Origin of the sequence: Kitasatospora sp. NPDC093550, from assembly GCF_044764985.1 — a bacterium.
Lineage (GTDB): Bacteria > Actinomycetota > Actinomycetes > Streptomycetales > Streptomycetaceae > Kitasatospora.
The window spans coordinates 333,626-358,459 of record NZ_JBIWJF010000008.1 but is presented as its reverse complement, the minus strand read 5'-3'; the positions used below and the strand labels follow the sequence as shown (position 1 = coordinate 358,459).

The 24,834-nt window shown below is 73.4% G+C and carries 21 protein-coding genes, 1 tRNA gene and 1 pseudogene; 9 read left to right on the top strand and 14 right to left on the bottom strand.

Going from position 1 to position 24,834, the window contains the following annotated elements; all coding sequences use genetic code 11:
* Positions 1-53: 53 nt before the first annotated feature.
* From ACIRD3_RS16135 to ACIRD3_RS16110, 6 genes are all read right to left on the bottom strand, one after another.
* A complete protein-coding gene (locus ACIRD3_RS16135; RefSeq protein ID WP_402216305.1) occupies positions 54-1,280 on the bottom strand; it encodes a hypothetical protein in 1,227 nt (408 codons plus the stop codon).
* A 145-nt stretch (positions 1,281-1,425) separates the two neighbouring features.
* The gene (locus tag ACIRD3_RS16130) at positions 1,426-2,529 is read right to left on the bottom strand and encodes an LPXTG cell wall anchor domain-containing protein (protein ID WP_402216303.1); all 1,104 of its coding nucleotides are present in this window, start codon (positions 2,527-2,529) and stop codon (positions 1,426-1,428) included.
* Between the two features lie 337 nt (positions 2,530-2,866).
* Positions 2,867-3,457, bottom strand: a complete 591-nt coding sequence (locus ACIRD3_RS16125; RefSeq protein ID WP_402216300.1) for a flavodoxin family protein — start codon at positions 3,455-3,457, stop codon at positions 2,867-2,869.
* A 141-nt stretch (positions 3,458-3,598) separates the two neighbouring features.
* Entirely contained in the window at positions 3,599-4,600 is a 1,002-nt protein-coding gene (locus ACIRD3_RS16120) for an NAD(P)-dependent oxidoreductase (protein WP_402216370.1), read from the bottom strand.
* A complete protein-coding gene (locus ACIRD3_RS16115; RefSeq protein ID WP_402216297.1) occupies positions 4,597-5,031 on the bottom strand; it encodes a hypothetical protein in 435 nt (144 codons plus the stop codon). Before ACIRD3_RS16115 ends, ACIRD3_RS16120 begins: the two co-directional genes overlap by 4 nt.
* A gap of 473 nt (positions 5,032-5,504) precedes the next feature.
* Positions 5,505-6,065, bottom strand: a complete 561-nt coding sequence (locus ACIRD3_RS16110; protein ID WP_402216294.1) for a heme-binding protein — start codon at positions 6,063-6,065, stop codon at positions 5,505-5,507.
* 327 nt (positions 6,066-6,392) lie between these two features.
* On the opposite strand from ACIRD3_RS16110, the gene ACIRD3_RS16105 reads away from it, so the two are divergent.
* Together ACIRD3_RS16105 and ACIRD3_RS16100 are read left to right on the top strand one after the other, a co-directional pair.
* The gene (locus tag ACIRD3_RS16105) at positions 6,393-7,637 is read left to right on the top strand and encodes a sensor histidine kinase (protein ID WP_402216291.1); all 1,245 of its coding nucleotides are present in this window, start codon (positions 6,393-6,395) and stop codon (positions 7,635-7,637) included.
* Entirely contained in the window at positions 7,634-8,281 is a 648-nt protein-coding gene (locus ACIRD3_RS16100) for a response regulator (protein WP_402216288.1), read from the top strand. Before ACIRD3_RS16105 ends, ACIRD3_RS16100 begins: the two co-directional genes overlap by 4 nt.
* A 506-nt stretch (positions 8,282-8,787) precedes the next feature.
* Here the strand turns inward: ACIRD3_RS16100 and ACIRD3_RS16095 are convergent.
* Complete coding sequence (locus tag ACIRD3_RS16095; RefSeq protein ID WP_402216285.1) at positions 8,788-9,387, bottom strand: hypothetical protein; 600 nt, start codon at positions 9,385-9,387, stop codon at positions 8,788-8,790.
* A 224-nt stretch (positions 9,388-9,611) separates the two neighbouring features.
* Here ACIRD3_RS16095 and ACIRD3_RS16090 point away from each other — a divergent pair, with 224 nt between their 5' ends.
* Together ACIRD3_RS16090 and ACIRD3_RS16085 are read left to right on the top strand one after the other, a co-directional pair.
* Entirely contained in the window at positions 9,612-10,394 is a 783-nt protein-coding gene (locus ACIRD3_RS16090; protein ID WP_402216282.1) for an alpha/beta fold hydrolase, read from the top strand.
* A 172-nt stretch (positions 10,395-10,566) separates the two neighbouring features.
* Positions 10,567-11,682 (top strand): nucleotide disphospho-sugar-binding domain-containing protein, encoded by a 1,116-nt coding sequence (locus ACIRD3_RS16085; protein ID WP_402216279.1) that lies wholly within the window; start codon positions 10,567-10,569, stop codon positions 11,680-11,682.
* Between the two features lie 147 nt (positions 11,683-11,829).
* Here the strand turns inward: ACIRD3_RS16085 and ACIRD3_RS16080 are convergent, their stop codons facing one another.
* The 3 genes from ACIRD3_RS16080 to ACIRD3_RS16070 all read right to left on the bottom strand — a co-directional run bounded on the left by ACIRD3_RS16080 (position 11,830) and on the right by ACIRD3_RS16070 (position 13,553).
* Positions 11,830-12,957, bottom strand: coding sequence for a M20 family metallopeptidase (locus tag ACIRD3_RS16080; RefSeq protein ID WP_402216276.1), 1,128 nt, complete (start codon positions 12,955-12,957; stop codon positions 11,830-11,832).
* Complete coding sequence (locus tag ACIRD3_RS16075) at positions 12,954-13,391, bottom strand: ACT domain-containing protein (protein WP_402216274.1); 438 nt, start codon at positions 13,389-13,391, stop codon at positions 12,954-12,956. The genes ACIRD3_RS16080 and ACIRD3_RS16075 overlap by 4 nt, the downstream gene beginning before the upstream one ends.
* Positions 13,392-13,479: 88 nt before the next feature.
* Positions 13,480-13,553 (bottom strand) — tRNA-Gly (locus tag ACIRD3_RS16070).
* Between the two features lie 277 nt (positions 13,554-13,830).
* Here ACIRD3_RS16070 and ACIRD3_RS16065 point away from each other — a divergent pair.
* Entirely contained in the window at positions 13,831-14,052 is a 222-nt protein-coding gene (locus ACIRD3_RS16065) for a hypothetical protein (RefSeq protein ID WP_238860297.1), read from the top strand.
* A 71-nt stretch (positions 14,053-14,123) separates the two neighbouring features.
* Entirely contained in the window at positions 14,124-14,699 is a 576-nt protein-coding gene (gene dcd, locus ACIRD3_RS16060; RefSeq protein ID WP_402216271.1) for a dCTP deaminase, read from the top strand.
* Positions 14,700-14,793: 94 nt separating this feature from the next.
* Here dcd and ACIRD3_RS16055 read toward each other — a convergent pair whose 3' ends face one another.
* From ACIRD3_RS16055 to ACIRD3_RS16040, 4 genes and pseudogenes are all read right to left on the bottom strand, one after another.
* The gene (locus tag ACIRD3_RS16055) at positions 14,794-15,684 is read right to left on the bottom strand and encodes a metal-dependent hydrolase (RefSeq protein ID WP_402216268.1); all 891 of its coding nucleotides are present in this window, start codon (positions 15,682-15,684) and stop codon (positions 14,794-14,796) included.
* A gap of 86 nt (positions 15,685-15,770) precedes the next feature.
* The gene (locus ACIRD3_RS16050; RefSeq protein WP_402216265.1) at positions 15,771-16,802 is read right to left on the bottom strand and encodes a Yip1 family protein; all 1,032 of its coding nucleotides are present in this window, start codon (positions 16,800-16,802) and stop codon (positions 15,771-15,773) included.
* Positions 16,803-17,006: 204 nt separating this feature from the next.
* Positions 17,007-18,080 (bottom strand): annotated as a pseudogene (locus ACIRD3_RS16045) (sugar phosphate nucleotidyltransferase); the annotation flags it as partial.
* Between the two features lie 307 nt (positions 18,081-18,387).
* Positions 18,388-20,613: a (Fe-S)-binding protein gene (locus ACIRD3_RS16040; protein ID WP_402216263.1), complete on the bottom strand. Its 2,226-nt coding sequence runs from the start codon at positions 20,611-20,613 to the stop codon at positions 18,388-18,390.
* A 344-nt stretch (positions 20,614-20,957) separates the two neighbouring features.
* Between ACIRD3_RS16040 and dnaK the strand changes: the two genes are divergently transcribed.
* From dnaK to dnaJ, 3 genes are all read left to right on the top strand, one after another.
* A complete protein-coding gene (gene dnaK, locus ACIRD3_RS16035) occupies positions 20,958-22,802 on the top strand; it encodes a molecular chaperone DnaK (RefSeq protein WP_402216260.1) in 1,845 nt (614 codons plus the stop codon).
* Positions 22,799-23,422 (top strand): nucleotide exchange factor GrpE, encoded by a 624-nt coding sequence (grpE, locus tag ACIRD3_RS16030; protein WP_402216257.1) that lies wholly within the window; start codon positions 22,799-22,801, stop codon positions 23,420-23,422. Before dnaK ends, grpE begins: the two co-directional genes overlap by 4 nt.
* Before the next feature lie 247 nt (positions 23,423-23,669).
* Entirely contained in the window at positions 23,670-24,824 is a 1,155-nt protein-coding gene (gene dnaJ / locus ACIRD3_RS16025; protein WP_402216255.1) for a molecular chaperone DnaJ, read from the top strand.
* Positions 24,825-24,834 lie beyond the last annotated feature (10 nt).

The following is a 24,834-nucleotide window of genomic DNA, read 5'->3' as shown; positions in this document are numbered from 1 at the left end:
CGGTGCGGCGGAGGCCGGTGCCGCGGAGGCCGGGTTCTCCAGCGTGCGCCTTCTCAGGCGTCGGCGCCGACCAGTGTCCGCTCGCGCCGTCGGGCCGCCCGGCGTCCGCCGTCGCCCTGCCCGGTGGTCCGCGGCCGGCGGGGCTGCTGGGTGGGCCAGAGCAGCACGTACGCGGCGGAGACCACCACGAAGGCCAGCCGGACGAAGCCTCGGGCGGAGTCGGACGGGAGGAGCAGCGTGCCGCCGTACAGCGCGGCCAGCGCGATCCAGCTCCACCACGGGACGAGCCGCTTCTGCCCGACCGCGTCCCAGAGCAGGGTGCCGAGCAGGATCGAGGCCGTGTAGTACGTGTAGACGCTCGGGTCGAGCAGGATCCGGGCGTCCGCGCCGAGCAGCACCACGGCCGGCCAGCGGCCGCGCCACACCGCGAGGCAGCCGAGGCCGATGCCCAGCGCGAACTGGGTCGGGCGGTCCCACCAGGGGGTGGCCGGGTCGGTCACCCCGAACCAGCGCAGCGCGGAGGCGGGCTGGTTGGGGATGGTGAACTTGGCCGCCGCCATGGTGTCCAGGTTGCCCAGGTAGAACGGCAGCCAGGCGACCGCCACCAGGGCCGCGAACCAGAGCGCAGTGCGCAGCCAGGTGGGCCGGGGCAGGGCCAGGATCAGCGGGGCGAAGGCGATCGCCCACGGCTTGGAGTCCACCGCCAGCGCCAGGAAGATCGCGACCTGGGTGGGCTTGCCGCGGGCCAGGGCGTGCGCGGCGAGCGTGGTGAAGAACAGCGCCAGGACGTCGTCCAGGTGCGCGAAGCGGACCGAGACCTCGACCCACATCGGGATGAAGGCCAGCCCGGCGATCAGCAGCCGCTGCTGGAGCCGGCGGTGGTTGGTGCCCGTCCCGAGGTAGTACAGGGCCGCGGTGCGGCCGATCAACACCAGCATCACCAGACCGAGCGCGGCGCTCGCCGCCTCGGCGACCAGCTGGCCGGTGTGCGGCGAGAACGGGGCGGTGAGCCGGGCCGCGGCCAGGCTGACCGGGCCGATCTGCAGCTCCGGGTGGTGGGCGTAGAGCGACAGGCCGCCGTCGGGCTGGCCGCTGAAGAGCAGCTGCTCGCCCTGGCGCAGGTAGTGCCAGGAGAAGCCGCCGCTCGGCTCGACCAGGAGGAACCAGAGCACCGTCCAGGCGACCAGCAGGACGTGGTGCCTGCGCAGCGGGAGCCCGGCTATGCGTCCGGTCGCCGCCTCGTAATCCGTGGTGGTCCGTGCCGTGCGTGCTACCCGCACCTGTTCTCTCCCCGCCGGTTCCGCCCCCCTCCGGCCGGACATCCTATGTGACGGAGGAGTACCGCCCGTGCCGCCCGCGTGGCCGTCCGGTGGACGGTGCGAGCGGCACGGGGGTACTCGGGAAATCCGGGAACGCCCCTTGGGGTCAGCTGTGCTGGCCCGCCTTGCGGCGCCGCAGCACCACGAGGGTGCCGACACCGGCCAGCAGGACGGCGCCGCCGGCGGCCGCGATCGCGGTGGTGTCGTCGCCGCCACCGGTCTGGGCCAGGGACTTGTCCGCGTTGGCGGCGGTGGTCTTGGCCTTGCTCACGCCGCCGGGGGTGATCTTCGGCGGGGTGACGTTCGGGGGCTGCACCGGGAAGTCGATCGGCTGCGGGGCGTCGGTGCTCTCGGACGGAGCCGGGGCGGCCGTGGTCGCGGACGAGGACGGCGAGGCGGTGCCGGTGGCCGAGGTGGTCGGCGCCGGGGTGGTCGGGGTCGCGGTGGCCGTCGCGGTGGCGGTGGCCGTGGCGGTCGGCGTCGCGGTGGGCGTCGTGGTGGGCGTCGCCGTGGTGGTCGGCGTCGCGGTCGGGCTCGGCTTGCCGGTCTTGGTCGGGGTGGGGGTCGGGGTCGGCTTGCCGCCGCCCGCCTTGATGGTGAAGCCCGCGCCCTTGATCCCGTCGCAGCTGAAGTGGCCGTTGTCGTGCTCGTCGTTGGCGTCGGCGGAGAAGACCACCGGCACGACCCCGGCCTTGCCCAGCGGGGCGTCCTGGGTGAAGGAGGCGCGGACCTTGACGTCGAGGTGCTTGCCCTGGGCGATGTAGAGCAGCGCGTCCTCGGCGGCGTCGCCGCTGTCGGTGACGCCACCGAGGAACATCAGCACGGCGCTGTCGTCGCCGTCGCCGCCGCCGGGGGCGACCACGGCGGTCTTCCAGGTGCCGCCGGGCATCTGGTACTCGAGCTTGAGGTCCTTCGCCTTGAGCGAGCCCGCCTTGTTCTTGAACTTCAGCAGCGGGTAGGCGACGAAGTCGGTCTTCGTCGAGTTGTCGATCCGGTAGGTGAACTCGTGGGCGTCACCACCGGCGAAGAAGGTGCCGGGAACACCGTGCACCGAGAGGTCGAGGCTCTGGTGCCCGGCCTTCTCCGCCGGTGCGGTGGCGGACGGGGAGCCGGTGGTGCCGACGGCCATGGCGCCCTGGGCGCCGGCCAGCACGAGCGAGGACGCGAGCGCGGCGGCGCCGGCGAGGGCAAGACTGCGACGAATGGACAAGGAGACCTCACGGACGTTTCCGGGCGAGGCCCGGGCGCGAGAGGGCGGCCGCAGGCGCCGCGTCCCCCCGCGAAGCTGAAAGTGCGACGGAGAGTACCGAACGACCGGGCCGGTCCGGAAGGCGGGTACCGCTCTGGGATCGCGACGCGGCGTCCGGCCGCCCGATTCGTCCAACTCCGTCCAGCGGTAAGGCTTTTGCACTTTGCCAAAAGATGACCGGGGGTGACGGGTACACGCCCGGACGACCGTACCGCAGTCGCGGGCGATCGGGGCCGCCGGGGCCATGGGAGCCGTGGGAGCCGTGGGACCGCCGGGGCCGCCGGGGCCGCCGGGGCTGTCAGTCGGCGAAGAAGGACTTGGCGGCGATCAGCGCCCGCTCGTCGCGCAGGACGTCGCCCGGGCGGGTGCCGTTGCCGAGCAGCGCGCCGCCCCAGCGCATCCCCATGTACTCGGCGGTCAGCCGGAGGGTGCCGATCAGCGGCTCGGCCTTGTCGTCCTCGGTGGCGAGGGCGGTGACGCCCCAGACGGTGCCGCCGCGCATCCCGGCGCGGAAGTCCACGCCCGGCACCCGGAACCAGGCGGACCAGTAATCCAGGTAGAGCTTGGCGCTGGTCGGCAGCGAGTACCAGTACAGCGGAGCGACGAAGACCAGGTCGGTCGCCGCCAGGGTGGCGTCCAGCAGGGTCCGCTCGTGGCCGACCGGCTCGGGGTAGCGGCCGTCGCCGGTGTGCCGCAGGTCCTGGAAGGGCGGCAACGGGTGCTCGCTCAGCCGCAGCCAGCGCTGCTCCGCCCCGGCCGGCAGGCTCGACTCGGCGGCCAGCCGGGCGAGTTGCGCGGAGTTGCCGTCGAGGCGGGCACCGGCGTCGAGGAACAGGAAGCGTCGCGGCGCCCCGGGGCGGGGCTGCTGGTCGGACGGCTGGTCGGACATCGGTACTCCCCCGGTCAGGTGCGACGGACGGAGGTGCGAGCAGTCGTCACGCGCCGGTTATTCCGTCCCGCGCCCCCGCCGATCACACGACGCCCGCGCCCCGGCCGGTCGCGCCCCCGGATCCCGCGCCCCGCCCGGTGGTCAGGCGGGAAGCCCGGCCCGGCGGCGGGCGACGGCGGCGACCGCCGCCCAGTCCTTGTCCCCGTCGCCGTGGGCCAGCGCGTCCAGGAAGGCGTCCCGCAGGATGCTGCCGAACGGCAGCGGGACGTGCCGGGCGGCCCCCGCCTCCAGGGCGAGGCCGACGTCCTTGAGCCCGAGCGGCAGCCGGAAGCCGGCCGGCTCGTAGCGGCGCTCGGCCACCATGGCGCCGTAGCCGGAGTAGATCGGCCCGGGGAACAGCGTGCTGGTCAGCATCTCGATCAGGTCGGTCGGCCGGACGCCGTTGGCGTCGGCCAGGCTGCAGGCCTCGGCCATCGACTCGATCGCGCAGGCCAGCAGGAAGTTGGTGCTGATCTTGGCGGTGTTGGCCTGCCGGGGGCTCTCACCGAAGTACCAGGTGCGCCGCCCCATCGCGGCGAACAGCGGCTCGGCCCGGGCCAGCAGGTCGGCGGCGCCCGCGGCCAGGATGTTCAGCTCGCCCGCCGCCGCCACCGGCGGACGGCCGAGGACGGGCGCGGCGACGTAGCCGATGCCGTGCTCGGCGTGCATCGCCTCGGCCCGCTCGGCGAGCGCGAGCGAGACGCTGGCCATGTTGACGTGCAGGGTCGCCCCGGCGCCGGCCAGCAGGGCCGGGTCGAGCAGCAGGCGCTCGACCGCGTCGTCGTTGGCGAGCATCGAGACCACCGTGTCGGCGGCGAACACCTCGGCGAGCGAGCCGGCCGCCTCCGCGCCCTCGGCCACCAGGGCGGCCACCGGCTCCGGCGAACGGTTCCAGACCCGTACGGCGTGACCGGCCCGCAGCAGGCTGCCGGCCATGCCCCGCCCCATCGCGCCCAGCCCCACGAAACCGACCGTCGTCCCGGCCATCCGCGTACTCCCGTCGCCGTTGTCGTCCGCTCGTCGTCTCCGACGGCCTCGTCGTTCGTTCGCGGCCGACTGTACGTCAGGAACCCGCCCGGCCCGCTGCGCCGACCCGGCGCTCAGGCGCAGGCGCGAGCCGGGGCCGGCCTGCTGCTGCGGTGCGCGGCGGCGGCCCCGCGCTCCAGCTCGGCGACCACCCGGCTGCGCAGCAGCTCGTACTGGGCCTGCAGCCGGCCGGGGCGGGCCGGGCGGGCGACCGGGCGGCCGGGGCCGACGAGTTCGTCCGGCCCGAACTGCTCGCGGGTGAGGTCGATCTCGAAGCCGGTGGCGAAGCGGTTCCACCAGTGGAGGTCCGTGCGGACCCCGTCGACGTACACCTCGCCCATCATCAGTTCGCCGCCGAGCAGGTCGTGCAGCACCATCGCCGTCACCCCGCACTGGCCGCGGGCGGGATTGTCGGGACGCCAGTGGGCCAGGTCCTCGGGCGCACAGGTGTCGACACCCCAGGAGGAGCGGATCGCACGTTCGATGTCGTTGAGGGTCCACGCCGTCATACCGGGAAGCCTGCCACGCGGCACTGACAGCGGCAGCGGCTTTTCGAAGGGTCACCCCGTGTTCTGCGGCGACCCTCCCGGCGTTCACCCGAACGAGTCACCGAACCCTCGGCCCGGAGACGAGCGGGGCGAGTCCCCTGCCTCAAGCCGAAGGGCGCCGAGAGCAGCCGGGGGGGGGGGGGGGGGGGGGGGGCGGGCCCGCGCGCGGCGGGCGGGGGGGGGGCGCGCCCGCCGCCCCGGGGGGGGGGGGGGGGGGGGGGGGGGGGGGGGGGGGGCGGGGCGGCCCGCCCCCCCCCCCCCCCCCCGCCCCCCCACGTCCCACCCACCCCCGGCCCGGTTCCGGGGGGGGGGGTGCCCCCCGCCACCCGCGGCGGGGCGCCCTGCCCGGGGGGGGGGGGGCCCGGGCCCCCCCCCCGGCCCCCGCGCCCCGGCCGGTGCTCACCCCGCCGGACGGGCGGGGCGGCGAGGGGGTGTCACTTCGCCAACTCGGCGACACCGGCCTGCGCGAACTGCTCGTCCAGATCGCCGCTGGGCGCGCCCGCGACGCCGATCGCCGCGACCGGAGCGCCCTTCGACTGCACCGGGGCACCGCCGGCCAGGAACAGCGTGCCCGGGATGTCCTTGAGGTTCGGGGCCTGGGCCAGGCGCTTGGCCAGCTCCGAGGTCGGGGCGTTCCAGGAGACGGCCGTGAAGGCCTTGCGCTCGGCCGACTGCGGGGACTGCGGGCCGGCACCGTCACCCTTCAGCAGCACCCGGGTGACGCCGTCCCGGTCGACGACCGCGATCGAGACGTGCTGGCCGGCCTTGGTCGCCGCGTCCAGGGCGGCCCGGGCGGCCCGGGTGGCGGCGTCGATGGTCAGGCCGGTGCTCTCGGCGAGGTTCTTGTTCTGGGTGTCGGCCTTCACCGCGGCCGGGGCGGCCGGGGTCTCGGTGGTCTCGGCGCTGGCCGAGACGGCGCCCACGGTGGCGGCGGCGAGCGCGGCGGCGGCGACGGTGCCGGTCAGCACCCGGGTGCGCACGGAGGTCTTCTTCATGGTCCAGCTCCTCGATGACGGGTCTGCGGGGCGGTGCGGGGGGCGGGGGCCGCCGGGCCTCGGGGGGGGGTGCCCGGTGGCATGCCTCGATCCTCCGGCCGGGGGCGGGTCCGCCACATCGACGGTCCGGCGCCGGTGTCCGGGCACGATGGGGGACGGCGGCGTCAACCGATCGGCTGATGCGGGACCGGGCCGGACGGGTCACCATCGAGGGATCGGCGCAGGTCAGCGCGGATCCGCCGGCCGTGCGCCGCACACGGCGCCGAGCACCGGACGCGTCGCCCGCGCCGCCGCCCGCGCCGCCGCCCGTTCGACCAGGAGCCATCCGTGTCACAGCCCCGCCCCGCCGCCGGCCGTCCGGGCCTCCCCGGGCCCGCCGGGCCCGCCGGCCGTGACGCCGGGGACCCGGACGCGGGCCGGCTGGCGCTGCTGCTGGACTCCGCCTTCGTGGTGCTGCTGGCCGCCTCGCTCAACCGCTACCTCTCCCACCACTCCGGCAGCGCCCAGGCCCCCTGGGTGATCGGGCTGAGCATCGCGCTGGCCGTCGCCCAGCCGGCCGGCTCCTGGCTGGACCACCGCCGGCCGACCGGCTCGGGCCGGGGCCGCCGGTGGCCGCTGGCCCTGGTGGTCGTGCTCTGGGTGGTGCTGGTGCTGCTCGCGCCGAGCTTCGCCTGGTGCGCCGTCCCGTTGATCTACACCGCGCTGCGGGCGCTGCCCGCGAAGGCGGCGATCCCGCTGGTGGGCACCCTGACCCTGCTGGTGGTGATCGCCGAGGTCCGGCTGCCCGGGGGCGTGGACGCCACGCTCGTCCTGCTGCCGCCCGCGGTGGCCGCGCTCGCCACCGGCGTCTTCGTCTTCATGGCCCGGCAGGCGGCCCGGCAGCGCGCGCTGATCGCCGACCTGGTCCGGACCCGGCGCGAACTCGCCGCCACGGAGCGGCGGGAGGGCACCCTGGCCGAGCGCGAGCGGCTGGCGATGGAGATCCACGACACCCTGGCGCAGGGCCTGTCCAGCCAGCAGATGCTGCTGCAGGCCGCCGAGCGCACCTGGGACGCCGATCCGGCCACCGCCCGTACCCACGTCCGCACCGCCGCCGAGGTGGCCGCCCGGAACCTGGCCGAGGCGCGCCGCTTCGTCCACGACCTCGCGCCGGCCGAACTCGCCGACGGCCGTACGCTCGACCAGGCGCTGCGGGCCCTGGCCGGGCGGGAGTCCGCCGAGAGCGGGCTGCCGGTCCGCTTCCACCTGGACGGCGCGCCCGTTCCGCTGCCCACCGCCGCCCAGTCCGCGCTGCTGCGGATCGCCCAGGGCGCGCTGGCCAACGTCCGCGAGCACGCCGGGGCGTCGGCGGCCGCGATCACCCTCTCCTTCCTCGGCGACCAGGCCGTCCTGGACATCGCGGACGACGGACTCGGGTTCGACCCGACGGCCGCGGGCACCGGGGGCGGGCGCGGGTACGGACTGCCCGCGATGCGCGCCCGGCTGCGGCAGCTGGGTGGCACGCTGACCGTGGAGAGCGCCCCCGGCGAGGGCACCGTCGTTTCCGCCGCGATCCCCCTGGAGCACCGATGACCACGCCCCCGGCCCGTACCGCCCCCGTCCGGCTGCTGGTCTGCGACGACCACGCGGTGGTCCGGGCCGGCCTGTTGGCGCTGCTGGCCAGCGCCGGCGACATCGAGGTGGTCGGCGAGGCCAGCACCGGGGAGGAGGCCGTCGCGCTCGCCGCCCGGCTGGCGCCCCAGGTGGTGCTGATGGACCTCCAACTCGGCGAGGGCATCGACGGCGTGGAGGCCACCCGGCGGATCACCGCCGCCCCGGGCGGGCCGCACGTACTGGTCCTCACCACGTACGACACCGACGCCGACATCACCCGGGCGATCGCCGCCGGCGCCACCGGCTACCTGCTGAAGGCCGAACGGCCGGAGGAGCTGTTCGCCGCCGTGCACGCGGCCGCGCAGGGCCGGACGGTGCTCTCGCCGCCGGTCGCCTCCCGGGTGATGGCGCAGATGCGGGCGCCCTCGCCGCAGCTCACCGAGCGCGAGCAGGACATCCTGGAGCAGCTGGCGCAGGGGCTGGGCAACCGGGAGATCGCGCGGGCGCTGTTCATCAGCGAGGCCACGGTGAAGACGCATCTGGGCCGGATCTACGACAAGTTGGGCGTGGACACCCGCGCGGGCGCGGTGGCGGTGGCGAAGGAGCGCCGGCTGCTGCGCTGAGCCCCGCGCGCCCGCCCCGGCCCGCGACCTCGGCTGCGCTGGGCATTCGCGCGGTGTCACTGCGTGCTGACATGATGCTCGGAATGTCGGGTTCCAGGCCGGTGCGTGAACGGTGCGCGGTCCGATCCGGTGTGCGCGCCCCGGCGGTCGGCACCCCGAGGGGCCCACAACTGCCTGGTCCAGCGCCTTCGGAGGCGCTCCGGGGCGATCACCACAATGTGGATGTTTCGTGGATCTCACTATTGACAAACCAACCACGCGGTTTGTTAGCGTGAGGTCAACGACGTCCCCGGGGGTGGGGACTCGCCGGGTCTGTGCGGACCGCTCTCGCCGGAGGGTGACGCCAGGGGGGAACGGCGAGGCTGCCGGGGTGTCGGGGGGAGCGGCAACGCCGAAGCCGCGCGACGAGGCGGCGTGGAGCGGGTCCGGGGGGACTCGCTCCACGCCTCCCCCGGTCTCCGGAATCTCCGCTCCCGCCACTTCCTTCCGGCCGCGCCGGCCGGCGGCTACGCCCACGCGCTCCAGTACGTGCAGCACACGTACGGCAGCGGTGCCGGGGCGCGGACACCAGCCGCCGGTGGCACCGGGATCCGCTCCGAGCGGGCCACCCCGGGCGAACGCGCGGTCAGCCCGGCCTCGCCCAACTCCCCGAAGCACAGCGCCAGTCGGTAGCCGTCCCGGGTTGTCGCCGCGACCCCCGGTCGGTCCGGACCGGCGTTCAGCGCGGTGATCGTCCAACCGAGCCGCCGCCAGTGCCGCTCCACCACACCCGCCAGCACCGCCCGCCGGGGCAGCGAGACGACGGTGACGAGGTCCCGCCCCCGGGTGACGTACCAGAGCACCTCCGAGCCGCGCCCCGGCCGCGGCAGCCGCGCGCCGGCCCGGGGTGCCGCCTCCTGCCAGGCCGGCGCCGGGTCGATGGCGTCGACGGTGTCCTGGAGCAGCGTCTCGCAGCGCTCGGCGGCATCGAGTTGATCGACCGTCAGGTCGGGCTCCGGACCCGTCCACCGCAGGGCGGGTGCGACCGGCGCACCGCCCGGGCATCCGCCGCCGGGACATCCGCCGCCCGGGCATCCGACGTTGAGTTCGGCACCACCTGGCTGCACAGGGCCCTCCGCACTCCTCCCGGCGTTCAACCCGGGCTGAAATTCCGTCACTGCTTGGACGGCGGACGGGTACGGACAGTTCCACCCCGGTCGTCGCCGCCCCCTAAATTGCACTGCACGGTGCAGTTGAATGATTGCTCTGCACTGTGTAGTTTACTTCTCGTGCCGCCGACGGGAACAGCCCGCCGAACCCGCGGCACCGACGCCTCCGGGAGGACCCCGTCATGCCCACCATCACCGTCGGCACCGCCCGCATCCCCTACCGCGTCGTCGGCGACGGCCCCGACACCCTCGTCCTGGTCCACGGCACCGGCCCCGGCTCCGGCATGTGGGACGGGCTGCTCGACTCCTTCACCGACCGCTACACCGTGCTGCTGCCCGACCTCTCCGGCAGCGAGGCCGCCGAGGACGACGGCGGCCCGCTCACCCTGGAGACCCTCGCCACCCAGGTCAACGCCGTGATCGACGACGCCGGCCGCGGCCCCGCCGACGTCTTCGGCTTCTCGCTCGGCGCCGTCGTCGCCACCGCGGCCGCCGCCCAGCGCCCCGACCAGGTCCGCCGCCTGGTCGCCGCCGCGGGCTGGATCAGCGCCGAGCAGGACGAGTACCTGCGGCTCTCCATGGCCACCTGGCTCTCGCTCGCCGACCACCCGAGCGCCTTCGGCGGCTACGCCACCCTCACCGCCTTCAGCAGCGGCTTCCTCGACCGGATCGGCCGGGCCGCCGTCGAGGCCAACACCGCCTACATGCAGCCAACTCCCGGCACCCTGCGGCACATCGCCCTCGACCTCGACCTCGACCTCACCCCGCTGCTCCCCCGCGTCCAGGCCCCGGCCCTGGTGATCGGCTGCACCCAGGACGCCACCGTCCCGGTGCGCAACGCCCGACGCCTGCACGCGGCCCTCCCGGGCAGCGTCTACGCCGAGTTCGACACCGGCCACATCGTGCTCGCCGAGGAGACCGAGGCCTTCACCAAGACCGTCCGGGAGTTCCTCGACGCCGCGTGAACCCCACCGGAACAGGGCGGCGGAAGGAGGTTTCGAGCACACCGCCGCCCCGCTGACAAGCCCCTGATCAAAAAGGCCGATTACCGCGCATGGTGATCCCCGTCGAATTGACCGAACGTCAACTCCCGAGGTGAGACTGCCTTGTCAGTTTCATCGGCAAGGAGTAGACCCCATGCGCATACTCTTCACCGGCCCCGCAGCGGCCGGCCACCTCTTCCCCATGGTGCCGACCGCCCAGGCGCTGCGCGCCGCCGGGCACGAGGTCCTGTTCGCCTGCGGGCAGCCGCTCGACCAGCTCCGCAGCGCCGGCTTCCCGGTCGTCGAGATCGGCGACGGACGGGTCCTGCGGGAGATGTTCGAGGAGCACCAGGGCGGCAGGATCGAGTACGTCACCGAGGACAAGTCGCAGGAAGAGATCTTCGACACGGCGGCCGCGATCTTCGCGTACGCCTCCCGTCCCGCCGTCGACGACCTGCTGGCGGCCGCCACCGGCTGGGGCGCCGACCTGATCGTCCACGACTCCTTCCACGCCGCTCCCCCGCTGGTCGCGGGCCTGCTCAAGATCCCCTCGGTGGTCCACAACTTCGGGGTCAGCGCCGGCCTCCCGATGGTCGACCGGCTCGCCGGGCACGTCACCGACCTCTACGAGCGGCACGGCCTGACCGGCCCGGCCACCACCGCCGCGCTCAACGTCGGCCCGCTCGGCGGCGACCCGGACGGCCTGCCGATGCGCTACGTCCCCTACAACGGCGGCGGTGTGGTCCCGACCGAGTTCCTCCGCCCCGCCGACCGTCCGCGGGTCGTCGTCACCCTGGGCACCGTCCTCGCCGAGCTCGACGGCGTCCGGGCGGTGGTCCGCCTGGTCGAGGCGGCCGCCGAGGTCGACGCGGACTTCCTGCTGGCCGTCGGCGGCGCCGACCTCGCCCCGCTCGGCACCCTGCCCGCCAACGTCCGCGGGCTGCCCTGGGTGCCGCTCAACGAACTGCTCGGCCGCGCCGACGCGTTGGTCCACCACGGTGGCTCCGGCACCATGCTGACCGCCCTCCAGGCCGGCCTGCCCCAGCTACTCCTCCCCCAGGGCGCGGACCACTTCGCCAACGCCGAGGCCATGACGGCGAGCGGCGCCGCCCTGAGCTCCACCTCGGACGCCGTGGACACCGCGCTGCTCGACCGCCTCCTCACCGACCCCGACCTGCGCGAGGCCGCCCAGCGGGTGCGGGCCGAGAACGACGCGCTCCCCACCCCGGCCGCCCTCGTCCCCGCCCTCGAAGCCCTCACCACCCGCTGAACCGACGCACGGCCCCGACACCCGCCGGCCGACGCGCGACGCCCGACACCCGACGCCCGACGCGCGACCCCGACGCCGACCCGACAGCCCGACCGCCCGCCCCGGCGGCCGGGCTGCCCCGTCGCCGCCGTCGAACCGTCCTTTCCGCTAGCGGAGTTCGGAGTCCGGCCGGGCCCGTTCCGCCCGGATCGCCTCCACCAGCCCGGTCACCAGGCGCGCCCGCGGCACCATCGCGTCGACCACGAGGTACTCGTGCTCGGCGTGCGCGCCCCCACCGACCGCGCCCAGGCCGTCGAGCGTCGGCACACCCAGTGCGGCGGTGAAGTTGCCGTCGCTGCCGCCGCCGACCGCGGTACCCACGAGGTCGGGCACCAGCCCGCGCGCCAGCCGGAACAGCTCCGCCGACGCCGACTCCGGCATCGGCGGCCGGCCCACCGCGCCCCGCACGACGAGCTCGGCCCCCTCCAGGTGCGGGCGCAGGTTCGCGAACGCGGACTCGACCCGCTGCTTCTCCCCCGCCGTCTCGACCCGGACGTCGACGGTCACCGTCGCCTCCGCCGGCACCGCGTTGTCGGCCGTCCCCGCCGACGCCATGGTCGGCGTCACCGTCGTCCCGGCCTCCGGCCTGCTCAACGCCGCGATGTCCAGGACCTGGTGCGCCGCCTCGACCAGCGCGTTCACCCCCGCGGCGGGCTCCAGCCCGGCGTGCGCCGCCCGCCCCCGGACGGACACCTCGAAGGTGCCGCAGCCCTTGCGCCCCGTCTTCAGCCCGCCCCCGTCGGCCGCCCCCTCGCACACCAGGACCGCGCCGCAGGCCCGGGCCCGCTCCTCGATCAGCGCCCGCGAGGAACCGGAGCCGACCTCCTCGTCCGCGGTCACCAGGATCTCCACGCCCGTCCGGTCCTCCAGCGCCGCCAGCCCGTGCACGGCCTGGACGAGACCGCCGAGCATGTCGAAGACGCCCGGCCCGGTCGCGCGGCCGCCCTCCACCCGGAACGGCCGCCGCGCGAGCGTGCCGATCGGGAACACCGTGTCGTGGTGGCCGAGCACCAGCACCCGGGGCTCCCCACCACCCGACCAGTGCACGTGCGGACCGGCCTCCCCCTCCACCAGGACGGCCCGCCCGCCCAGCCGGCTCTCGACCACCGCCGCGACGACCCCCGCGGAGGCCCGCAGCGCGTCGAGGTCACGGGACGGGGACTCGGCCTCCACCAGCTTCCGCAGGTCGTCGAGCATCGCGTCGACCCGGACGGCCGCACTCCCGCGCACCGTCATCGCCCGGACACCCCGGACTCTCCCGGCTCCCCCGGCTCTCCCGGCTCCCCCGCCCGCTCGTCGGCCCGGTGGCCGGCCGACCGGAGCACCGCCAGCGCCTCGACGATCCGCCCCTCGGGCACCAGCACCAGGTCCGCGTCGTACGTCGAAGCCACGAACACCGGCACGCCCCCGTCCGCCAGCGGCCCGATCAGCCCGGCCAACATCCCCGGCAGGTCCAGCGCGTGGGCGGCGTCACCGCTGTACAGCGCCTTCCACCGCTCCCCGGACGCACCGTCCGCCCGCTCGTCCACCGCCCGCACCACGGTCAGCCCCTCCGGGGCCCGCACCAGCGAGATCCAGGACGACGCCAGGGCCGCCGCCTCGTCCACCGCGCGCTCGACGCGGAACACTCCCGGGAGAACGCGCAGGTGCTGCGCCGTCGTGATGACCATCCGCCGATCCTAGAACCGGCCGCCCGCACCCCTGGTCCACCCCGGACAACACGAAAGCCGCAGGTCAGTGACCTGCGGCTTTGGCTGGTGGAGCGGGCGACGAGAATCGAACTCGCGCTCTAAGCTTGGGAAGCTCATGTTCTACCATTAAACTACGCCCGCCTGATGAGCCGTCAGAGACCGCTCGATCCAGTGTCACTGTACCCCATCCGAGACTGTGGTTGCACAGGGGCTTCGGGTGCGCGGCGGAGCCGGGTGGGGGTGGGGGCGGGGGCGTACTGTGTGGGCCGCGTACGAGTGCTCCGGTGGGTGGGGTCGGGGCGGCGAGCCACGGTGAGGAATGTCCGGAACATCCCCTAATGTGACGCTGTCCCGGGGCTCGGGTCGCCGGGGCGTGTGAGTACGGGTGAGTACTGGGTTAGGGATGGGAAGGGGATCGATGGAGCAGCGCGCCGTCGTTCGTTGTGCCGAGGGGCACCTGTTCAGCACCACCACGTTCCCGATGCAGAACCTCGGTCCGGGCCGGCTCGGCCCCGGGCGGTTGATCCGCTGTCCGCAGTGCGGACGGCTGCGGAGTTCGGTGCTGGCCGACGCGCGGGAGCTGTCGGAGCCGCAACTGGCGCGGGCGATGCGGCTGGAGGCCGCGGAGTTCCTGGCCTGACGGCAGGCGGACGGGCAGACGGGCCCCGGACGGATTCGTCCGGGGCCCTTTCTTGCACGTAACCTCGAAGCGTGCTGCTCTCTGACAAGGACATCCGGACCGAAATCGACCTGGGCCGGGTCGTCATCGACCCGTTCGACCCGGCGATGATCCAGCCGTCGAGTATCGACGTGCGCCTCGACCGCTTCTTCCGCGTGTTCGAGAACCACAAGTACCCGCACATCGACCCCTCCGAGGAGCAGCCGGACCTCACCCGGCTGGTCGAGCCGGAGGGCGACGAGGCGTTCATCCTGCACCCCGGCGAGTTCGTGCTGGCCTCGACGTACGAGGTCATCACGCTGCCCGAGGACGTGGCCTCCCGGCTGGAGGGCAAGTCGAGCCTGGGCCGGCTGGGCCTGCTCACCCACTCCACGGCGGGCTTCATCGACCCCGGCTTCAGCGGCCACGTGACGCTGGAGCTGTCCAACGTCGCCACGCTGCCGATCAAGCTGTACCCGGGCATGAAGATCGGGCAGCTCTGCCTGTTCCGCCTCTCCTCGCCGTCGGAGCACCCGTACGGCTCGGAGCGCTACGGCTCGCGCTACCAGGGCCAGCGCGGCCCGACGCCGTCCCGCTCGTACCTGAACTTCCACCGCAGCGAGGTCTGATCGCCGGAGCGGGCACCGGACAGCGGGCACCGGACAGAGCGCACGCGGACGGGCGGCCACCCCCACGACGGGGGGTGGCCGCCCGCGGCGTTCCTCAGGCCCGCTTGGGGCGGGTGACGGCGACCAGCTCGGTGCCGTCCTCGGACAGCCGCAGCTCGGTGCGCAGCTCGGCCAGCTCCCCGAGGTGGTGCAGGTGGGTGCCGCCGCAGAAGATCTGCGCGCCGCCCTCGGGCAGCTCGCAGTGCCACTGGCGGCGGGCGGTGAGCTCCGGGCCGGGCACCTCGATGCGGACCGGGGCGTCGGCGGCCACCCAGGCGGCGAGCCGCCCGTTGACGTCCTCGGTGAGGGCGGGCAGGGCGTCGGCCAGGGCGGGGAACTCCTCGGTGGCGTCCGCCGTGAAACCCTTCTTCTTGAGCGACTTGCCGAGCCGGTAGGTGTCGGTGCTGGCCTCGGTGTCCATCACCGAGCTCGCCATGGCGAGGCTGTCGAAGTCCGGGTTGCCGAAGGCGTCCGACCGGCCCGGGTCCTTGCGCCAGCGCGGGGCGAGCGCGGCGTTGAGGGCGAGGGCGAGCAGGTGGCAGCCGCTGTGCGAGGCGCTGAGGGCGCCCCGGCGGTCGGCGTCGACGGCGAGCGCGGCGGTGCGGCCGACGATGTCGCCGGGGTCGGTGTCCAGGACGTGCAGGACCAGCCAGGACCACTCCTCGTCGCCGCGCCGGACCGGGATGTCGGCGCCGACCAGCAGCGCGTCGTCCTCCGGGCCGACGGCGCCGGTCAGGCAGTCGACCACGGCCAGCTCGGTGCCGTCCACGGTGAGGGTGCCGAGGTCGGCCGGCTGGTCGGGCCAGGTGTGGTCGAGCGGGTGGAACGGGGTCGCCGCGGTCACGACGGAGTACCGGCCGTCGGCCAGCGGGTGCACCGCGAGCACCGGGGACTCGCCGGTCACCGCCCCGGCCGGGAAGCTGACGTGGGTGGTGGGGAGGGTCATGCCTGGCTCCGGTGGACGTGGGACGGGAAGAGGTGGACGGGCCCCGGCGCTCGGCCGCGGCCCGTCCCCATTCTGCCCTTCGCCCGTCAGCCCAGTGTCGGCAGCTTGATCAGCACCAGCAGCGCCAGCAGTTGCAGCGCCGAGGCGGCGGCGGCCTTGCCCCAGGGCAGGTCGTGCAGCCGCCGGACCATGCCGGTCAGCAGGAACGCGCAGAGCCCCCAGGTCGCCCAGCCGACGACCTGGACCACGACGCTGCCGGAGGGCAGCACCAGGTCGAGCAGCAGCCGGGGCGCGTCGGTCAGCCACCCGATCAGCGCCGCCAGGCCGACGGTCGACTTCCACGGGCCGTCGCCGCCCAGCTGGCGGGCCAGCCCGTAGGTCACCGCGCCGAACAGCGCGCCGGCCACGGTGAAGCCGATGGAGGCGGCGAGGATGCCGGTCAGCGCCACGGTGAAGGTGGAGTTGACGATGTCGTCGTGGGTCAGCCCGATGCCGAGCACCGCGAGCGCGCCGTACAGCAGCGAGACGGTGAGGGCGGGCAGCCAGACCTGGTGGTCGCGGGTGCGGTCGAACATCGCGGTCGGGCTGCGGAAGAGGCCGACGAACAGCTCGCGCCAGTGCGGCCGGGGGCCGGCCACGTGCGGGGAGGACTGACCGCCGGCCCGGTAGACGGCGACGTTGTCCCGGCCGTACGGCGCCTGCTGCTGCTCGTACGGCTGCTGGTGCTGCTCGTAGGCCTGCTGCTCGTACGACTGCTGCTCGTACGGCGGGTACTGGCCGTACTGGCCCGGGTACCGGCCCTGGTCCGGGTAGCCGCCCTGGTCGTCGTACCCGTGGTGCGGCGGTTGCTGCTGCCCGTACGGGCTGCCGCCCGCGTACGGGTCGCCCGTCGGGAACGCGCGGGTGCTCCCCGGCCGGTCGGCCGCGTACGGGTCGTGCCCGTCGCCGGCCGCTCCCCCCGGTCCGTCGGCGGCTCCCGGGTGCGGGGCCGTGAAGTACTCCGGCCCGTCCGTCCGCCCGTACCCCCCGGGCGCCCCCGCCGGCGGCGGCGGAGGCGCCGACCACCCGCCGTGCGGGCGGTCGGCACCCTGACCGCTGTCGTATCGATTACCAGCCACGCTCTGAAGGTACCCGTCCGGCCCAACCCGCGTGGGCCCCGGACGCAGCCGGGGCCGGTTTGCAGCCAGGCTGAGACGAACGGGGCCGAAAGCCGCCCCGGGGGCACCCGGGGGAGGCTACGGCGCCGGCTACCGCTGCGCGGTGACCGACGGCCCGTGCACCGCCGCCGCGGCGCTGGTGCCGGCCGGGCAGCCGCCCGGGCCGGCCGAGGTGCGGACGGCGCCGACCGGCAGCAGCGTGCCGCAGGCGATCCGGATGCCGTTCGGCAGCTCGTTGTCCGGCTCCACGATCGCGCCGTCGCCGATCACCGCGCCGTCCAGCGCCGAGCGGTCGCCGATGGTGGCGTAGGCGCCCACGATCGAGTCCTTGACCAGGCTGTCCGGGCCGATCACCGCGCCCGGCAGGATCACGCTGCCCTCGACGATCGCGCCGGCCTCGACGACCGCGTCCTCGGAGACCACGGTGCCGCAGCTGAGCACCGCGCCCGGGTGGACGGTGGCGCCGGGCAGCAGCAGGGCCTCACCGGTCGGGCCGGGGACGGCCGGCGAGTCGACCTTGCCGAGCACCAGGTCGGCCGAGCCGCGGACGAACGCGGCCGGGGTGCCGAGGTCCAGCCAGTAGGAGGTGTCGACCACGCCGCGCAGCAGGGCGCCGGAGGCGAGCAGCTCGGGGAAGGTCTCGCGCTCGACGGACACCTCGCGGCCGACCGGGATGCGGTCGATCACGGAGCGGGTGAAGACGTAGCACCCGGCGTTGATCTGGTCGGTGACGATCTGCTCCGGGGTCTCCGGCTTCTCCAGGAACTCCAGCACCCGCCCGTTCTCGTCGGTCGGGACGAGGCCGAAGGCGCGCGGGTCCTCGACCCGGGTCAGGTGCAGGGTGACGTCGGCCCCGGCGGCCACGTGGCCGTCGCGCAGGGCGGCGATGTCGACGCCGGAGAGGATGTCGCCGTTGAAGACCAGGACCGGCTCGTCGGGGCCGCAGGTCAGGCCGGAGGCGGCGTTGCGGATGGCCCCGCCGGTGCCCAGCGGCTCCCGCTCGGTCAGGTAGACCAGCTCGATGCCGTACGGGGTGCCGTCCTGGAAGTGGTCCTCGAACACCTCGGCCAGGTACGAGGTGGCCAGCACCACGCGGGTCACCCCGGCGGCGGCCGCACGGGCCAGCTGGTGCGCGATGAACGGGACGCCTGCCACCGGCAGCATGGGCTTGGGGGTGTGGGTGGTCAGCGGACGCAGTCGCGTGCCCTTACCACCGACCAGCATGATCGCCTCGGTCATGGTCTGCGCTGTTCCCCTTGTGGTCTCTGCGGCCCGGCCCGGCGGGCCGATGTCTCCGTCGGTGTGCTGGACCCGTCCGGAACGGGTCGACCGGCTCGGAGCCGGTCCGGCGCCTACTGTATTTCCTTCCGACCGAATGCCCGTCCGGCCCCTGTGCGACGGACGTCACCCCCGGTTCGCCCGCCGTACTGCCGCGGGCCGTCGGAAACGCCCAACTGCCCGGCCCGGCGGGCGCGTTGGCGGCGTCCACCGGGCCGGGCAGTTGTAGCAGAACTGTCGAACAGCGGGGCTGTCCGGCGACGGACGGCTACGCGTCCACCGTCGCGGGCCGCTCCTCGGCCTCGGCCGGCGGAGTGGCCTTCACGGAGTCGAGCAGCAGCTGGGCCACGTCGACCACCTTCAGGTTCTCCTTGGCCGCGCCCTCGTTCTTCTTGCCGTTGACCGAGTCGGAGAGCATCACCAGGCAGAACGGGCAGGCGGTGGAGACGATGTCCGGGTTGAGCGACAGCGCCTCGTCCACGCGCTCGGTGTTGATCCGCTTGCCGATGCGCTCCTCCATCCACATCCGGGCACCGCCGGCGCCGCAGCAGAAGCCGCGCTCCTTGTGGCGGTGCATCTCCTGCTGGCGCAGACCGGGGACCTTGTCCATGATCTCGCGCGGCGGGCTGTAGACCTTGTTGTGGCGGCCCAGGTAGCAGGGGTCGTGGTAGGTGATCAGGCCCTCGACCGGGTTGACCGGGACGAGCTTGCCCTCGTCGATCAGGTGCTGCAGCAGCTGGGTGTGGTGGATCACCTCGAAGTGACCGCCGAGCTGCGGGTACTCGTTGGCGATGGTGTTGAAGCAGTGCGGGCAGGTGGCCACGATCCGCTTGGTCGGGGCGTCCTCCAGCGCGGCGTTCAGCGTCTCGACGTTCTGCGCGCCGAGCATCTGGAACAGGAACTCGTTGCCCAGGCGGCGCGGGGAGTCACCGCTGCAGGTCTCCTCCTTGCCGAGGATCGCGAACTTCACGCCCGCGGTGTGCAGCAGCTCGGCGAAGGCCTTGGTGGTCTTCTTGGCGCGGTCCTCCAGGGCGCCGGCGCAGCCGACCCAGTAGAGGTACTCGACCTCGGCCGGGTCGATGTCCTCACCGATCACCGGCACCTCGATGCCGGTCTCCTTCTTGAGCTCCTTGACCCAGTCCAGGCGCGCCTTGGTGGCCAGGCCCCACGGGTTGCCCTTGTTCTCCAGGTTCTTGAGCATCGTCCCGGCCTCGGTCGGGAAGTTGCTCTCGATCATCACCTGGTAGCGGCGCATGTCGACGATGTGGTCGATGTGCTCGATGTCCACCGGGCACTGCTCGACGCAGGCGCCGCAGGTGGTGCAGGACCACAGGACGTCCGGGTCGATGACGCCGTTCTCCTCGGCGGTGCCGATCAGCGGGCGCTCGGCCTCGGCCAGCGCGGCCGCCGGAACGTCCTTGAGCTGCTCGGAGGTCGCCTGCTCGGTGCCCTCCATGTCCTTGCCGCCACCGGCCAGCAGGTACGGGGCCTTGCCGTAGGCGTGCTCGCGCAGGCTCATGATCAGCAGCTTCGGCGAGAGCGGCTTGCCGGTGTTCCAGGCCGGGCACTGCGACTGGCAGCGGCCGCACTCGGTGCAGGTGGAGAAGTCGAGGATGCCCTTCCAGGAGAAGTGCTCGACCTGGGAGACGCCGAAGACGGCGTCGTCGGCCGGGTCCTCGAAGTCGATCGGCTGGCCCTTGCTGGTCATCGGACGGAGCCCGCCGAGCGCGGTGCCGCCGTCCTCCTCGCGCTTGAAGTAGATGTTGAAGAACCCGAGGAAGCGGTGCCAGGCCACGCCCATCGAGGGGTTGATGCCGATGGTGATCGCCCACGCGAACGAGATGCAGATCTTCAGCATCGCGAACAGGTAGATCAGGTTCTCCAGCGTCCCGTGCGAGACCCCGGAGAAGGCCGCGACGATCGGGTACGAGACCAGGTGCTCCAGCCCGTACGAGTCGACGTTCTCCAGGGCGCCTTCCAGGCCGCGCAGCATCAGGATGCAGAGGCCGATGCCGAGGATCGTGTACTCGACGTAGAAGGCCTGCCAGGCGATCGAGCCGGCGAAGCGGGACTTCCGGCCGGACCGGGAGGGCAGGCTCAGCAGCCGGATCACGATCAGGGTCGCGATGCCCAGCGTGGTCAGGGTGCCGATCAGCTCGACGAAGAGCTGCCAGACCGTCCAGCGTCCGATGACCGGCAGCGCGAAGTCGGCGTCGAAGAGCTGGCCGAAGGCGTTGACCAGGGTCAGCACCAGGCTGAAGAAGCCGACGGCGACGAACCAGTGGGCGATGCCGACGATCCCCCAGCGGTTCATCCTGGTGTGGCCGATGAACTCGACCGCGACGGTCTTCACCCGCTGGGCGGGCTTCCCGAAGCGGGTGGAGTCCGGCGCGCCGGTCAGCACCACCTTGAAGATGTGCCACGCCGCACGGAGGGCGAGCGCGGTGCCGATCACGAAGGTGACCAGCGAGATGACGATCGCTGCTAGTTGCATCGCTCTCCGTCTCCTGCGGCTTGCGGTTGAGCAGTGTCTGCGGTTCTACGGTTCTACGGAGCTGAGTGTACTGGTCGGTAACTTGCCGGGCCGACGGCCCGGACATTACCGGTCGGCAACAGTTCCCCAGAAGGTTCCCAAGCTATGGCGGCAGTCACGTGACCACACCCCCGCAGCGGCCTCCACCATGACCCGCTCGGCGGCCGCCCGACGGCACCCTCACCGTCACTCGACGATCGCGCTCAGCAAAGTTGAGCGGCTCGCACTCAGGGCTGTTGACGCTGCCCCCCGGGTCATGCATCCTTGAGCCCGTAAAGCTCAACTCTTCCGTGGAGGTATCTACGATGGCACGCGCGGTCGGCATCGACCTCGGCACGACGAACTCGGTCGTCAGCGTTCTGGAGGGTGGCGAGCCCACCGTCATCACGAACGCCGAGGGCGCGCGGACCACGCCGTCCGTCGTCGCCTTCGCGAAGAACGGCGAGGTCCTGGTCGGCGAGGTGGCCAAGCGCCAGGCGGTCACCAACGTGGACCGCACCATCCGCTCGGTGAAGCGCCACATGGGCACCGGGTGGAAGATCAACATCGACGGCAAGGACTTCAACCCGCAGCAGATCTCGGCCTTCGTGCTGCAGAAGCTGAAGCGCGACGCCGAGGCGTACCTGGGCGAGACCGTCACCGACGCCGTCATCACCGTCCCGGCGTACTTCAACGACTCGGAGCGCCAGGCCACCAAGGAGGCCGGTGAGATCGCGGGCCTCAACGTCCTGCGCATCGTCAACGAGCCGACCGCGGCCGCCCTCGCGTACGGCCTCGACAAGGACGACCAGACCATCCTGGTCTTCGACCTCGGCGGCGGCACCTTCGACGTCTCCCTGCTGGAGATCGGCGACGGGGTCGTCGAGGTGAAGGCCACCAACGGTGACAACCACCTCGGTGGTGACGACTGGGACCAGCGCGTCGTCGACCACCTGGTCAAGGTCTTCCAGTCCGGCCACGGCGTCGACCTGTCCAAGGACAAGATGGCCCTGCAGCGTCTGCGCGAGGCCGCCGAGAAGGCCAAGATCGAGCTGTCCTCGTCCTCCGAGACCTCGATCAACCTGCCGTACATCACGGCCTCCGCCGAGGGCCCGCTGCACCTGGACGAGAAGCTCACCCGGGCCCAGTTCCAGCAGCTGACCGCCGACCTGCTGGAGCGCTGCAAGGTCCCGTTCCACAACGTCATCAAGGACGCCGGCATCTCGCTCTCCGAGATCGACCACGTCGTCCTCGTCGGCGGCTCGACCCGCATGCCGGCCGTCGCCGAGCTCGTCAAGGAGCTGACCGGCGGCCAGGACGCCAACAAGGGCGTCAACCCGGACGAGGTCGTCGCCATCGGCGCCGCGCTCCAGGCCGGTGTCCTCAAGGGCGAGGTCAAGGACGTCCTGCTGCTCGACGTCACCCCGCTGTCCCTCGGCATCGAGACCAAGGGCGGCATCATGACCAAGCTGATCGAGCGCAACACCACGATCCCGACCAAGCGCTCCGAGATCTTCACCACGGCCGAGGACAACCAGCCGTCCGTGCAGATCCAGGTCTACCAGGGCGAGCGCGAGATCGCGGCGTACAACAAGAAGCTGGGCATGTTCGAGCTGACCGGCCTGCCGCCGGCGCCGCGCGGCCTGCCGCAGATCGAGGTCACCTTCGACATCGACGCCAACGGCATCATGCACGTCGGCGCGAAGGACCTCGGCACCGGCAAGGAGCAGAAGATGACCGTCACCGGCGGCTCCTCGCTGCCGAAGGACGAGGTCGACCGCATGCGCCGCGAGGCCGAGCAGTACGCCGAGGACGACCACAAGCGCCGCGAGGCCGTCGAGACCCGCAACTCCGCCGAGCAGCTCGTCTACTCGACCGAGAAGTTCATCGCCGACAACGCCGACAAGCTCCCGGGCGACGTCAAGACCGAGGTCGAGACCGCCATCGGCGAGCTCAAGGAGGCCCTGAAGGGCGAGGACATCGCGAAGATCCGCGAGGCCTCGGAGAAGGTCTCCACCACCGCGCAGAAGCTCGGCCAGGCGCTCTACGCCAACGCCGACGCCGCCGGTGCCGCCGCGGCCGGCGACTCCGCCCAGGCCAAGGCCGAGGACGACGTCGTCGACGCCGAGATCGTGGACGACGAGAAGCCCAAGGGCGGTGCGTCGGCATGACGGACAAGCCGCAGGGCGGCAAGCCCGGCGACGACTCCGCCGCCGAGGAGGCCGTGATCAAGGCCGCCGAGGAGGCCGCGGCGGCCGGTGCCGCCGAGGGCGCCTCGGAGGAGCTCGCCACCGCCAAGCGCGAACTGGCCGAGCGGACCGGCGACCTGCAGCGCCTGCAGGCCGAGTACCAGAACTACCGCAAGCGGGTCGAGCGCGACCGGCTGACCGTCCGCGAGATCGCGGTCTCCAACATCCTGGAGTCCCTGATCCCGGTCCTGGACGACATCGGCCGCGCCCGCGAGCACGGCGAGGTCACGGGCGGCTTCAAGTCCGTCGCCGAGTCGCTGGAGACGGTCGTCGCCAAGCTGGGCCTGCAGCAGTTCGGCAAGGAGGGCGAGCCCTTCGACCCGACCATGCACGAGGCGCTGATGCACAGCTACTCCTCGGACGTCACCGAGGACACCTGCGTGCAGATCCTCCAGCCCGGCTACCGCATCGGCGAGCGGATCATCCGCCCGGCGATGGTCGCCGTCGCGGAGCCCCAGCCGGGCACCCAGACGGCCGCCGGCCCGGACGCCGAGACGAAGTCCGGCGAAACGGACAAGTCCGACGGTGGCTCGGACAGCTGACAAGCTGTGACAGCTGACAACCAGTGCGCTGCGGAGTCGTACGCCGGCCAGTACGGCGGCCGGCTCCGCAGCGCTCTGTCGACGGCGGCGCGTTCCACCGCTGTTGACAGCACAGTGACGATGGACATCGGGAGGTGGCGGGAGCCGTGAGCGAGCGCAGCATGGGGGTCCCCCCTGCCGAAGGCTGGGGAACCGTTGAGGGGTGCGTGGTCCGCTCAGCCGCCGCCGGGCGCAGCGAGGTGGACGCATGAGCGGTAAGGACTACGTGGAGAAGGACTACTACAAGGTCCTCGGCGTGCCCAAGGACGCCACCGCCACCGAGATCAAGAAGACCTACCGCAAGCTCGCGCGCGAGTTCCACCCCGACGCCAACAAGGGTGACGCCAAGGCCGAGGAGCGGTTCAAGGACATCTCCGAGGCGTACGACGTCCTGTCCGACGAGAAGCGCCGCAAGGAGTACGACGAGGCCCGCAGCCTCTTCGCCAACGGCGGCTTCCGGGCCGGCGGCCCCGGCGGCACCGGCAGCTACAGCTTCGACTTCGGCGACCTCTTCAGCGGCAACCAGGGCGGCAGCGGCGGCGGGCTCGGCGACGTCTTCGGCGGCCTCTTCAACCGCGGCGGCACCCGGCAGGCCCAGCCCCGGCGCGGCGCCGACGTCGAGACCGAGGTGACGCTCTCCTTCGAGGAGGCGGTCGACGGCGCCACCGTCCCGCTGCGGATGACCAGCCAGGCGCCCTGCCGCACCTGCAACGGCACCGGCGCCAAGTCCGGCACCACCCCCCGGGTCTGTCCCACCTGCGTCGGCGCGGGCACCGTCAGCCGCGGCCAGGGCGCGTTCGCGCTCTCCGAGCCGTGCAAGGACTGCCGCGGCCGGGGCATGATCGTCGACGACCCGTGCACCGACTGCCACGGCAGCGGCCGGGCCAGCTCGGCCCGCACCATGCAGGTCCGCATCCCGGCCGGCGTCCAGGCCGACCAGCGCATCCGGCTCAAGGGCAAGGGCGCCCAGGGCGAACGCGGCGGCCAGCCCGGCGACCTCTACGTCACCGTGCACGTCGACCCGCACCCGGTCTTCGGCCGCAAGGGCGACAACCTCACCGTCACCGTCCCGGTCACCTTCCCCGAGGCCGCCCTCGGCGCCACCATCGAGGTCCCCACCCTCGGCGGCCCCTCCGTGAAGCTCAAGCTGCCCCCGGGCAGCGCCAACGGCCTCACCATGCGCGCCCGCGGCAAGGGCGCCACCCGCAAGGACGGCACCCGCGGCGACCTCCTCGTCACCGTCGAGGTCGTGGTGCCCCAGCACGTCACCGGCGACGCGCTGGACGCCCTGGAGCAGTACCGCGAGGCCACCGCCTCCGACGATCCGCGAGCAGCCCTCTTCCGGGCGGCGAAGGGAGCGTGACGACCAGATG